General features: G+C 74.1%; 11 protein-coding genes and 1 tRNA gene. 6 read left to right on the top strand and 6 right to left on the bottom strand.

Annotated elements, in window-relative coordinates; all coding sequences use genetic code 11:
• Positions 1–216: 216 nt before the first annotated feature.
• The 3 genes from N0B34_RS02855 to N0B34_RS02845 all read left to right on the top strand — a co-directional run bounded on the left by N0B34_RS02855 (position 217) and on the right by N0B34_RS02845 (position 4,227).
• Positions 217–1,596 carry an MFS transporter gene (locus N0B34_RS02855; protein ID WP_263729723.1) on the top strand — a complete coding sequence of 460 codons (1,380 nt, stop codon included), beginning with the start codon at positions 217–219 and terminating at the stop codon, positions 1,594–1,596.
• Between the two features lie 75 nt (positions 1,597–1,671).
• On the top strand, positions 1,672–3,000 hold the full coding sequence (locus N0B34_RS02850; RefSeq protein ID WP_263729722.1) for an MFS transporter: 1,329 nt from the start codon (positions 1,672–1,674) through the stop codon (positions 2,998–3,000).
• 129 nt (positions 3,001–3,129) lie between these two features.
• Positions 3,130–4,227, top strand: coding sequence for a UDP-N-acetylmuramate dehydrogenase (locus N0B34_RS02845; protein WP_263729889.1), 1,098 nt, complete (start codon positions 3,130–3,132; stop codon positions 4,225–4,227).
• Positions 4,228–4,246: 19 nt separating this feature from the next.
• Here N0B34_RS02845 and N0B34_RS02840 read toward each other — a convergent pair whose 3' ends face one another.
• The 6 genes from N0B34_RS02840 to N0B34_RS02815 all read right to left on the bottom strand — a co-directional run bounded on the left by N0B34_RS02840 (position 4,247) and on the right by N0B34_RS02815 (position 10,536).
• On the bottom strand, positions 4,247–5,287 hold the full coding sequence (locus tag N0B34_RS02840; RefSeq protein ID WP_263729887.1) for an adenosine deaminase: 1,041 nt from the start codon (positions 5,285–5,287) through the stop codon (positions 4,247–4,249).
• A 57-nt stretch (positions 5,288–5,344) separates the two neighbouring features.
• Positions 5,345–5,968, bottom strand: coding sequence for a response regulator (locus tag N0B34_RS02835; protein ID WP_263729721.1), 624 nt, complete (start codon positions 5,966–5,968; stop codon positions 5,345–5,347).
• Positions 5,965–7,257 carry a sensor histidine kinase gene (locus N0B34_RS02830; protein WP_263729720.1) on the bottom strand — a complete coding sequence of 431 codons (1,293 nt, stop codon included), beginning with the start codon at positions 7,255–7,257 and terminating at the stop codon, positions 5,965–5,967. Before N0B34_RS02830 ends, N0B34_RS02835 begins: the two co-directional genes overlap by 4 nt.
• A 119-nt stretch (positions 7,258–7,376) precedes the next feature.
• On the bottom strand, positions 7,377–8,231 hold the full coding sequence (locus N0B34_RS02825) for an ABC transporter permease (RefSeq protein WP_263729719.1): 855 nt from the start codon (positions 8,229–8,231) through the stop codon (positions 7,377–7,379).
• Positions 8,228–9,181, bottom strand: a complete 954-nt coding sequence (locus N0B34_RS02820) for an ABC transporter ATP-binding protein (RefSeq protein WP_263729718.1) — start codon at positions 9,179–9,181, stop codon at positions 8,228–8,230. Before N0B34_RS02820 ends, N0B34_RS02825 begins: the two co-directional genes overlap by 4 nt.
• Positions 9,182–9,312: 131 nt before the next feature.
• Positions 9,313–10,536, bottom strand: coding sequence for a pyridoxal phosphate-dependent aminotransferase (locus N0B34_RS02815; protein ID WP_263729717.1), 1,224 nt, complete (start codon positions 10,534–10,536; stop codon positions 9,313–9,315).
• Between the two features lie 142 nt (positions 10,537–10,678).
• Between N0B34_RS02815 and N0B34_RS02810 the strand changes: the two genes are divergently transcribed.
• From N0B34_RS02810 to nusG, 3 genes are all read left to right on the top strand, one after another.
• Positions 10,679–10,751, top strand: a tRNA-Trp gene (locus tag N0B34_RS02810).
• Positions 10,752–10,901: 150 nt separating this feature from the next.
• Positions 10,902–11,183 carry a preprotein translocase subunit SecE gene (gene secE, locus N0B34_RS02805; protein WP_263729716.1) on the top strand — a complete coding sequence of 94 codons (282 nt, stop codon included), beginning with the start codon at positions 10,902–10,904 and terminating at the stop codon, positions 11,181–11,183.
• Positions 11,184–11,244: 61 nt separating this feature from the next.
• Complete coding sequence (nusG, locus tag N0B34_RS02800; protein ID WP_263729714.1) at positions 11,245–12,069, top strand: transcription termination/antitermination protein NusG; 825 nt, start codon at positions 11,245–11,247, stop codon at positions 12,067–12,069.
• Positions 12,070–12,113: the final 44 nt, after the last annotated feature.

Genomic DNA, 12,113 nt, shown 5'->3' with positions numbered 1-12,113 from the left:
GCCTGCCGGGGCGCGTCGCCGGGCAGATGAGGCCGCTGGTGGCACCGCGCTTCGGGGTCACCGAGGCGGCCACCTGGTTGACGTCGGTCAGCGTACCGGCCAAAATGGCGCCCGTCCTCAAATCGATTCGACAGGCTCTGTGGGTTCCGATCGAATCGATTCGACCGCTCGCGGCGCCGGACCCGTCCCTCGTCGTCGTCACCTGGAGTCCTCGCCGTGCTGCACGCCCGCCGATCCCGGACCGGCCCCGTCCCCCGTGCGCGCCTGCTGCTGATCGGCTGCTACGTGCTGATGGGCCTGATGACGTCCGGCTGGCTGGCGCGCATCCCGGCGGTCCGCGACCAGCTGCACCTGTCCACCGCGACGCTGGGGGCGCTCCTGCTGGTCGGGTCCGTCGGCGCCCTGCTGACCGTCATGGCGTCCGGCGTGCTGGTGCAGCGCATCGGCAGCAGGCGGTCGCTGGTGCTGTCCACCGGGGTGCTCGGTGCGGGCTACGCCCTGATGGGCATCGGGCCGGGCGTCGGTTCGGCGGCCGTGCTCGCGGTGGGGATCTTCCTCAACGGCGTCGGCGTGTCGCTCGCCAACATGGTGTTCAACCTCGAGTCCGCCCGGATCGAGCGTGCGATGGGCCGCACCGTGATCCCGCACTTCCACGCCGGCTTCTCCGTGGGGGCCGTCGCCGGCTCGGCGGGCGGGGCGCTCGCCTCGCGGCTCGGCGTCTCCGTCACGGCGCAGCTGACGGCGGTCGCCGCGGTGGCGGTGGTCTGGAGGCTGGCGTCCGTGCGTGGCGTCGTGCTCGAGCCGGCGGCCGACGAGCTGGCCGCCGCGCAGCGTCCGGTGGCAGGGACCAGCGGTGGACGGCTCGGCTCCGCGCTGTCGGCGTGGACGGAGCGGCGCACCGTGCTGATCGGCGTGGTGGTGCTGGCGGCCTCGTTGTCCGAGGGCTCGGCGAACACCTGGCTGTCCCTGGCCGTGGTGGACGGCTTCCGCGAGCCGGAGTCGATGGGCGGCGTGGTGCTCGGCCTGTTCGTGGCCGCCATGACCGTGGTCCGGCTGCTCGGCACGCGGTTGATCGACCGGTTCGGCCGGGTGGTCGTGCTGCGGACCTCCGGCCTCGTGTCCCTCGTCGGGCTGCTGGCGTTCGGGCTCGCACCGTCCCTGCCGCTGGCCTGCCTCGGTGTGGTGGCCTGGGGCTTCGGCGCCGCGCTCGCCGTGCCGATCGGCATCGCGGCCGCGTCCGACGACCCCCGGCGGGCGGCTGCCCGCGTCGCGCTCGTCTCCACCTTCGCGTCGGGCGCCTCGATCGCGGCGCCGCCCCTGCTGGGCCTCGCCGCCGAGACGATGGGCGCGCGGCACATGCTGCTGCTCGTCGTCGTCGCGATGGTGGCCAGCGTCTCGGTGTCCCGCCAGGTCGCCCGGCTGCGCGCACCGTTACCGGCGACGGTGCCGACCGTGGTGCCGGCCGCGGTGCCGGCCGCGCGTCCCGGACCGGCCGCGGACCTGCTGCCCGTGGTGGAACCGTCCGTGGTGGAACCGTCCGTGGCGGGACTGCCGACCGGTGCCGCCGCCCTGCCCGAGCCCGCCGGCTCACGCTGACCGCGGCCTGATCCGAGCCTGGTCACTGCTGCGCCGATGCGTGAGGATGCCCGAGACCCCCGTGGAGAGCTGACGATGAGCACCCCTGCACCCGACCGTTCGGTCCGCGCCGCGTCGTGGGCGGTGGCGGCGGTGTTCACGCTCAGCGGCGTGAACTTCGCCAGCTGGGCGTCGCGCATGCCGGCCATCCGTGACGGCCTGGGGTTCTCGCCCGACCGGATGGGTCTGCTGCTGCTCGTCGCCTCCATCGGCTCGCTGCTGTCGCTCCCGCTGTCCGGCATGGTGGTCGAGCGGCTCGGCGCCCGCCGGACGGTCATGGTGTTCGCGGTGGTCAACGCGGCCGGCTTCGTGCTCTCCTCGGTGGGCGTGCAGCAGCGGCTGGTCCCGCTGGTGGTCGCGGGGCTGGTCCTGGTGGGCGTGGGTGCCGGCGTGTGGGACGCCTCGATGAACCTCGAGGGCGCCCTGGTGGAGCAGCGGCTGGGCCGCACCGTCATGCCGCGGTACCACGCAGGCTTCTCCTTCGGGACGATGGCGGCGGCCGGGATCGCCGCGGTTGCAGCCGAGGCCCACGTGCCGGTGGTGACGCACCTGCCGGCCGTGATGGTGGTCAGCACGGTCCTCGTCGCCGTGGCGGTGCGGCGCTTCCTGCCGACCGGGCACGCCGACCACCTCATGCGGCCGGAGCGGCCGGGGGACGCCGTGCCGGATGCCGACGTCGCCGGTCCGACGACCGGCTCGCGCGCGGCGACCGCCGTCGTCGAGCAGCCTGTGGACCTGGTGGCCGACCCGGCCGTCAGTGCACCGCGCGGCGCACGCGGAGCCCTGGCCGCCTGGGCGGAGCCCCGGACGCTGCTCATCGGCCTGGTGGTGCTCGCCGCGGCGCTGACCGAGGGTGCCGCCAACGACTGGGCGAGCCTGTCGGTGGTCGACGGGTTCCGCACCAGCCACGCGGTGGGCGCGCTGGCGTTCGGGATCTTCGTGACGGCGATGACGGCCATGCGCATGTTCGGCACCCCGTTGCTGGACCGGTTCGGACGCGTGACGGTGCTGCGGCTGTGCGCCGGGCTGGCGCTGGTCGGTCTCGCCGTCTTCGGCCTGGTGGGCCCGTTGTGGCTGGCGATGGTGGGCATCGTCGCGTGGGGCATGGGCGCCGCGCTCGGCTTCCCGGTCGGGATGAGCGCGGCCGCCGACGACCCGCGGCGGGCACCGGCGCGCGTGAGCGTCGTGTCGACCATCGGCTACTCCGCCTTCCTCGGCGGCCCACCGCTGCTCGGGCTCCTGGCGCAGCACGTCGGCTACCGGCACGCACTGCTGGCGATCCTGGTGCCCGTCGCACTGAGCCTGGCCGTGATGGGTGCCGCGGCACCCCTGCGTCGCGACCGGGCCCAGCACGACCGGGCCTAGCGCGACCGGACCCAGCTCGACCGGGCCCAGCGCGACCGGGCCAAGCACGACCGGGCTTAGCCTGGCCGAGTGACTGCCGAGCCGACCACCACGTCCGCCAGCGAGCCCGCGCAGGACGGTCCGGCACCGGTGCCGACGCTGGCGGACCTCACCACGCTGCGCGTCGGTGGCCCCGCCGCCCGCTACGTGGAGACGGCCACGGAGGCGGAGCTGATCGACGCCGTACGGACCGCGGACGAGGCCGGCGAGCCGCTGCTGGTCGTCGGCGGCGGGTCCAACCTGCTGGTGGCCGACGAGGGGTTCGACGGCGTCGTCGTGCGCGACGTCCGCACCGGCATCGACGTCCCGGACCACTCCGCGTGCGCCGGGGTGACGTACCAGCTGCCAGCCGGTCAGCCGTGGGACGAGGTCGTCGCGTTCGCTGGTGAGCACCGGCTCTACGGGATCGAGGCGCTTTCCGGCATCCCCGGCTCCGTCGGTGCCGCACCGGTGCAGAACATCGGGGCCTACGGGCAGGAGGTCGCCCAGACGATCGCCAGCGTGCGCACGTGGGACCGGGCGCGCGGCCGGGTCCGCACGCTCGCGCTGTCCGACCTGCAGCTGTCCTACCGCAGCTCGCTGCTCAAGCGGTCCATGCGTGCGGCACCGTCCGACGAGGACCCCGGGGCGCCGTGGTGGCCCACCCCCCGCTACGTCGTGCTCGACGTCACGCTCCAGCTGCGGCAGGGCGCGCTGTCGGCTCCGATCGCGTACGCCGAGCTGGCGCGGACGCTCGGCGTCGAGCTCGGTGAGCGTGCCCCGCTGGCCGACGTGCGCAAGGCCGTGCTGAGCCTGCGCGCGGGAAAGGGCATGGTGCTGGACCCGTCCGACCACGACACGTGGAGCGCCGGGTCCTTCTTCACCAACCCGCTGCTGACGCCCGAGCAGGCGGCGCAGCTGCCGCCGGACGCCCCGCGGTTCCCGCTGCCGGACGACGGCACGCGGGACGGTGTGCCTGGCGGCGTCAAGACGAGCGCCGCGTGGCTGATCGACCACGCCGGCTTCGCGAAGGGGTTCGGTGACGGTCCCGCGCGGCTCTCCGGCAAGCACGTGCTGGCGCTGACCAACCGTGGCGGCGCGACGGCTGCGGACCTGCTGGCGCTGGCTCGCACCGTCCGGGACGGCGTGGCGCGGCGTTTCGGCGTGGTGCTGGAGCCGGAGCCGGTACTGGTGGGCGCGGCGCTCTGACCGCCGGCCGTCGCGCGGGTCAGCCCGCCGGGGTCGCGAGCCAGTCGTCCACGCCGGCCAGCAGCCGGTCCTTCGTCGTCGCCGACGCGCGGCTGGCCAGGATCGACCCCCGGGCCAGCTGAGCGAGCTCCGTGTCGGTGAACCCGTGCACCTCGCGGGCCGTCCGGTACTGCTCCACCAGCCGCGACCGGAACAGCAGCGGGTCGTCCGCACCGAGCGCCACCTGCGCGCCCGCCTGCGCCAGGGCGCGCAGCGGCACGTCCGCCGACGTGGCGTAGATGCCGAGCGAGACGTTGGACGCCGGGCAGACCTCCAGCGCCACGCCCGACTCGAGCACGCGCTCCAGCACCGCGGGGTCCTCGACGGAACGGACGCCGTGCCCCAGCCGGTCCGGCTCGAGCTGGTCCAGCACCTGGTCGACGTGGGTGGGCCCCAGCAGCTCACCGCCGTGCGGCACCGAGGCGAGGCCTGCGTGGCGCGCGATGGCGAACGCCGGCGCGAACGCGGAGGTGTCGCCCCGGCGCTCGTCGTTCGACAGCCCGAACCCCACCACCTCGCCCGGCCCCTCACCGGCGTGCCTCGCGGCCAGCCGGGCCAGGGTGCGGGCGTCGAGCGGGTGGCGCAGCCGCGACGCGGCGACGACGACGGCCACCTCCACACCGTGCCGGGCGGAGGCCGCCCGGGCCTCGTCGAGCACGATCTCCAGGGCCGGGGTCAGGCCGCCGACGAACGGGGCGTAGGACGTGGGGTCCACCTGGATCTCGAGCCGTCCCGAGCCCTCGGCGGCATCGTCCGCGGCGGCCTCGTCGACGATCCGCCGCATGTCCGCCTCGGAGCGCACGCACGCACGCGCCGCGTCGTAGAGCCGCTGGAACCGGAACCAGCCGCGTTCGTCGGCCGGCACGTGCACCCGCTCGCCCTCCTGCAGCAGGTCGGGCAGGACGATGCCGCGGCGGGCCGCCATGTCCGTCAACGTGGCCGAGCGCATCGACCCGGTGAAGTGCAGGTGCAGGTGCGCCTTGGGCAGGGCCCGCAGGTCGCGCCCGCTCTCGGTGCTCAGCGGGCCTCCAGCATGCCCGTCACCCTACGTGGCGCCCGCCGTCGGGGCGGACGCAGGTCATGCCCCCGGCAGGATGCCGCGCTCGATCGCCACCGTGACGGCGCGCGTCCGGTCGTCGACACCGAGCTTGGCGAAGGCGCGCAGCAGGTGCGTCTTCACGGTCGCCTCGGTGATGTAGAGCTCGCGTCCGATGGCGACGTTCGACAGCCCCCGGGCCACCAGCGCCAGCACCTCCTGCTCACGGGCCGTCAGGCGCTCGTCGCCGCCGCGCAGCTGCTGCACCAGCCGGCGGGCGACGGACGGGGACAGCGCCGACTCGCCACGAGCAGCGGCCCGCAGGCCGGCGACGAGCTGGTCGCGCGGGGTGTCCTTCAGCAGGTACCCGGTCGCGCCCGCCTCGACGGCGCGCAGGATGTCGGTGTCCGTCTCGTACGTGGTGAGCACCAGCACGTGCACGCCGGGCACCTCCCGCGCGATGCGAGCGGTCGCCTCGGCTCCGTCCATCCGCGGCATCCGCAGGTCCATCAGCACCAGGTCCGGACGCAACCCGGTGGCGAGCGCCACGGCCTCCTCGCCGTCGGACGCCTCGCCGACCACCTCGACGTCCGGCTCGACACCGAGCATGCCTGCCAGGCCGGAGCGCACCACCGGGTGGTCGTCGGCGATCAGGACGCGGATCACGGAACCTCCTGCTCAGCTCGTTGCGGTGCGGGTCCGAGCCCGCGTGCCGGCGGTCGTTCGTTCGCCGTCCCGTCCGGCACCGTCACCGCGACGCGCGTCCCACCCGCCGGTCCCGCTCCGACGTCGAGCGAGCCGCCGCCCTCGCGCACGCGTTCCCGCATGCCGCGCAGCCCGTTCCCCTCGGTGGTGCCGGCGGGCAGCCCGCGACCGTCGTCCACCACCTCGAGCCGCACCTCGCCGTGGGACGGCACCAGCTCGAGCGTCACGGTGCTCGCGGCAGCGTGCTTGCGGACGTTGGCCAGGGCCTCCTGCGCCGCGCGGAGCAGCACCACCTGCGCCTCGCGCGGCAGGTCGTCACCGGCGGTGCGGTCCCCGACCAGCCGCACCTGCACGTCGGCCTCCGCGGAGAACCGCTCGGTCAGCCGGACCAGCGCCTCGCCCAGCGAGGCGTCCCGCAGCCCGGCCGGCCCGAAGGCGGCGACCAGGCTGCGCGCCTCGGCGAGGTTGTCCCGCGCGACCTGCTCGATCTGGGTCACCCGGGTCCGCGCCGCCTCGGGTCGACCCCGGTCGAGCTCCGCCTGCGTGGTCTGCGCGAGCATCACCACGGAGGTGAACCCCTGGGCGAGCGTGTCGTGGATCTCCTGCGCCAGCCGCTGCCGCTCGGCCACCACGCCCGCCGCGTGGTGGGTCGCCGCCAGCTCGGCCTGGGCCGCCTCGAGGCGCCGCAGCAGCTCGGCCCGCTCCTCGCTCTGCTCGGCCGTCATGGTGATCCACAGGCCGAGCACGATGCTGAACACCAGGCTGGCCAGCATCTGCGCGGCGAAGCCGACCAGATCGTCCCGCCAGCCCCCGGCGGCCACGGTCGCGGCCGCGATCACCACCACTGTCAGGCCGGTGCACCACACGGCGCCCCGCAACCGGCTCCGGCTGAAGAACCAGATCTGGGTATAGGCGACGAACAGCAGCACGAACCCGGCGCTGGTCAGGGCGGTGGAGACCGCCGTCAGCGGCAGCAGCAGCGCGAGGTAGGCGTCCGCCCGGCCGGGGTGCCGGCCGTCCATCGCCGCCCGGCCGACCAGCACGTATGCCGTGACCAGCGCGAGGATCACGCCCAGGGCCCACCACGTCCGCGAACCGGCGGGCCCCGAGACGACGATCGCGACGGCCGCGACCGCGGTCAGCGCGAAGAACAGCGCGTCCCAGCCGCTGAGCCGGCGCACCGCGCGGTCGACCCGCTGCGCGACCGTGGTCGGGCCGCTCACCGCCTCGTGCGGCAGCTGCGCTGGCATGGCCCGACCCTCCCACAGACCCCGCAGCCACCACGACGCCCTGGAGGACCACGCGCGCGCCACGCCGGGGTCGGTCCGCACCTCGCGCGGACCGACCCCGGCGTCGCCAGGTGCAACCGTCATCCGTCGTCCCGCCGCAGCCACCGGAACCGCCGGCCGCCGAGCACCAGGCCCAGCACCAGCCAGGCGGCGAGCACCGCCGCGGCAGGCCCGTGCTGCCAGGAGCCGGACGGCTCCATCGACAGCGCACCGTCCGGCAGGAACACCGACCGCATGCCCTGCGCCATCCACTTCAGCGGGAACACCGACGCGACGTCCTGCATCCACGTCGGCAGCTGGTCGTACTGGAAGAACACGCCGGAGACGAACTGCAGCACCAGCACGATCGGCACCACCACGGCGCTCGCGGACCGGCCGGACCTCGGCACCGAGGAGAACGCGACCCCGCACACCGACCCGGTGGCCGTACCGAGCACGAACACCCACGCGAAGGTCAGCCAGCGGCCGGCGTCGCTCGGCAGCGGCACGTCCCACAGCAGGGCAGCCGCGCCGATCAGCAGCGCCGTCTGCAGCAGGGCCGTCACCAGCACCTGCCCCACCTTGCCGAGGAAGTACGACGCGGCCGGCAGGGGGGTGCCGCGCAGGCGCTTGAGGGCGCCCTCGTCGCGCTCGACGGCGACGAACGTCGCCAGGTTCTGGAAGCTCGACAGCATCACGCCGGTCGCCACCATGCCGGGCAGGAAGTACTGGGCGAAGCTGACCGGACCGACGGTGCCGCCGTCCCGGCCGAACACCGTCGCGAAGATGCCGAGCATCACCACCGGGTACAGGAAGATGAACGCCACCGCGTCGCGCTCGCGGGCGTAGGCCCGCAGCTCGTACCCGGCACGGACCAGGCCCAGGCGCAGCACACCGGGCAGGGGAGGGGTCGTGACGGCCGCCGCGCGGTCGGTCGGTACGGGGAGCGCGCTCATCGCCGGGCCCCCGTCCGCTCCGCAGCCGAGCGGCCGACGAGCACGGCCGACGCGTCGGCCGCACCGGCCCCCGCACCAATAGCCTCGGCGGCGCCCACCAGCCCGAGGTACACGTCCTCCAGGGTGGGGCGGACCACCTGCAGCCCCGGCACCTCGTCGACCCCCTCGGCGGCGAACCGCGTGGCCAGCTCGGACACGGTCCGGGTCGGGGTGTCGGTGGCGACCTCCTGCAGCTCACCGTCGCGCAGCCACCGCACCCGTGCGCGGTGCGCCTGCCGACCGCCCAGCGTGTGGGGTGCACCCTCGGCCACCACGTGCCCGGAGCTCACCACGACGACGCGGTCCGCCAGCTGCTCGGCCTCGTCCATGTAGTGGGTGGTCAGCAGGATCGTCGTCCCGCCGTCGCGGAGGCCCTTGACCAGGTCCCAGAACGCCCGGCGTGCCTCCGGGTCGAAGCCCGTCGTCGGCTCGTCGAGGAACAGCAGCTCAGGACGCCCGACGACGCCGAGCGCCACGTCGAGCCGCCGGCGCTGCCCGCCGGAGAGCTGCCGCGCCCGCGTGCGCCGCCGGTCCTCCAGCCCGACCGCCGCGATCAGCTCGTCGACGTCCCGCGGTCGCGGGTAGTACGCCGCGAACTGCCGCACCAGCTCCTCGACCGTGGCCTCGGCCAGGTCGTTGACGCTCTGCAGCACGATCCCGACGCGTGAGCGCCACACTCGGTCCGCCGTCTGCGGGTCCGCGCCGAGCACCCGCACCTCGCCCGCGTCCCGGTGCCGGTAGCCCTCGAGGATCTCGACCGTGGTGGTCTTGCCCGCGCCGTTCGGCCCGAGCACCGCCACCACCTCGCCGGTGTCGACGTGCAGGCTCACCCCGTCGACGGCGTGCTTGTCGCCGTAGCTCTTGTGCAGCCCGACCACGTCGACCGCGCGGCTGCCGGTGTCTCTCGTCATGACCACGAGCGTGGTCGCCGGGAGACCCCGGCCGCGACGGCCGGGTCACCGCCCTACGGGTCCACCGATCGGTGGACGGGCCGGTCCGTCGTGGTGCGCGGCGAGCGTCGGCCCTCCGCGCACCCCGCGGATCAGCTCGCCTCGCCCAGCAGGGACACGATCCGGCCGACGCCCTCCACCAGGTCGTCGTCGCCCAGCGCGTACGACAGCCGCAGGTACCCCGACGGCCCGAACGCCTCGCCCGGCACCACCGCGACCTCGACCTGGTCGAGGATCAGCGCCGCCAGCTCGGCGGACGTCGCCGGCGTGACGCCGCGGATCGTCCGGCCCAGCACACCCTTGACCGACGGGTAGGCGTAGAACGCCCCCTGCGGGGCGGGGATCCGCACGCCGTCGATCTGCTCGAGCATCGACACCATCGTCCGGCGCCGTCGGTCGAACGCGGACCGCATCGCCTCGACCGCCGACAGGTCGCCGGTGAGCGCCGCGATCGCCGCGCGCTGCGACACGTTCGCCACGTTCGACGTCAGGTGCGACTGCAGGTTGGTCGCGGCCTTCACGACGTCCGACGGGCCGATCATCCAGCCCACGCGCCAACCGGTCATCGCGTAGGTCTTGGCGACGCCGTTCAGCACGATCGTCGTGTCGGCCAGCTCGGGCACCACGCGCACGATCGGGGTGAACACCGAGTGGTCGTAGGTGAGGTGCTCGTAGATCTCGTCCGTGATCACCCAGATGCCGTGCTCGAGAGCCCAGCGGCCGATCTCCTCGGTCTGCTCGGGGGAGTACACCGCGCCGGTCGGGTTGGACGGCGAGCAGAACAGCAGCGCCTTGGTGCGCTCGGTCCGCGCCGCCTCGAGCTGCTCGACCGTGACCAGGTACCCGGCGTCCGTGTCAGCGAACACCTCCACCGGCACGCCGCCCGCCAGGCGGATCGCCTCGGGGTAGGTGGTCCAGTACGGCGCGGGCAGCAGCACCTCGTCACCGGGGTCGACGATCGTCGCGAACGCCTGGAACACCGCCTGCTTGCCGCCGTTGGTGACCAGCACGTCCGCCGGGCGCACCTCGTAGCCGGAGTCGCGCAGCGTCTTGGCCGCGATCGCCTCGCGCAGCTCCGGCAGACCCGCGGCGGGCGTGTACCGGTGGTTGCGGGGATCGGCGGCCGCGGCGATCGCCGCCTCGACGATCGGCTGGGGCGTCGGGAAGTCCGGCTCGCCGGCACCGAAGCCGATCACGGGCCGGCCGGCCGCCTTGAGCGCCTTGGCGCGGGCGTCGACGGCGAGGGTGGCGGACTCGGCGATGGCGCCGACCCGGGCGGACACGCGGGGGCGGGGGGACGAGGTCTGCTGGCTCACCGGGCCATCATCGCGCGGACCGGGGGCGGTTCGACCGGGCGTCCACGGTCGCGTACAGTGGGCCCCCGGCGGTTGACGTCCGTCATGATCAGTTGCGCCCTCGGCGGGAACCGATCGCACGTGCCGGACGTCGAACGACCGTAGGGCAGTGGCGCAATTGGTAGCGCAGCGGTCTCCAAAACCGCAGGTTGCAGGTTCGAGTCCTGTCTGCCCTGCGCAAGCGGTCATCCGATCGCGAGCAGGTCTGCCGGACGGTCCAGCGGGTCACGCCGGCACCGCAGCCGTCAGGTCCCTCCGGGACGTGACGCGCGACGGATGTCCGGCTCGGCGCCAGCGACGTCCGTCATGAGAGGGAGAGGCCAGACGTGAGCGAACCCGCACCCGCGGCTGCGTCCGAGGGCAAGGCGCCGCGCCGCAGCACGGCACCGAGCACTCGCGCCGGCGCGGAGCGTCGTGGGCTCTTCGCCCGCATCGCCCTTTTCTGGCGCCAGGTGGTCGCCGAGCTGAAGAAGGTGGTCTGGCCCACCCGCTCCGAGCTGGGCACCTACACGATGGTCGTGATCGCGTTCGTCGTGATCGTGATGGCCTTCATCACGGTCGTCGACTTCGGCGCCGGCCAGCTCACCTTCTGGGTGTTCGGCGGCTGACCGCCCACCGGGACCCGTGAGGTCCCGTCAGTTCGTCCCCGAGCAGGAAGCAGGTTCGCACGTGTCGCAGGAGTCGCCGCAGCCCACCCCGGGCGCCGAGGCCGAGCTCGAGGACGCCCTCGAGTCGGTCGAGGCCGTCGAGGGGACGTCGGACGTGGCTCCGTCCAGCACGGACGCGGACGAGGCGCCGGTCCAGGACGAGCTCGAGCAGGACGAGGCCGAGCAGGACGAGGCCGCGGAGCCCGACGAGGACCTGGCGTCCGACGAGGACGAGCCGGACCCCGACGAGGACCCCGTCGCCGCGTTCAAGGCCAAGCTCCGCCGGCTCCCCGGTGACTGGTACGTCATCCACTCGTACGCGGGCTACGAGAACCGCGTGAAGACGAACCTGGAGAACCGCACCCAGAGCCTCAACATGGAGGACTTCATCTACCAGGTGGAGGTCCCCATGGAGGAGGTCGTGGAGATCAAGAACGCGCAGCGCAAGGTCGTCAAGCGCGTCCGGATCCCCGGCTACGTCCTGGTGCGCATGGACCTGACGGACGAGTCGTGGGGCGCCGTGCGCCACACCCCCGGCGTCACCGGGTTCGTCGGCCACACCCACCAGCCCGTGCCGCTGACGCAGTCCGAGGTCTTCTCGATGCTCGCGCCCAGCCTGCAGCCGGCAGCCCCGGCCGCGGCGAAGGCAGCCAAGGCTGCGGCGCCGGTGCAGGTGGACTTCACCGTCGGCGAGTCCGTCACCGTCACCGACGGCGGCCCGTTCGACACGCTGCCGGCGACGATCTCCGAGATCAACCCCGAGAACCAGAAGCTCAAGGTGCTCGTCTCGCTGTTCGGCCGCGAGACCCCTGTCGAGCTCTCCTTCAGCCAGGTCTCCAAGATCTGACCTGCACCCCTGATCCCGCCGGGCGGCGCTCGCCGCGCGGCAGT

Origin of the sequence: Cellulomonas sp. SG140, from assembly GCF_025770785.1 — a bacterium.
Classification (GTDB): domain Bacteria; phylum Actinomycetota; class Actinomycetes; order Actinomycetales; family Cellulomonadaceae; genus Cellulomonas.
This window is presented reverse-complemented; position numbering and strand designations above follow the sequence as displayed.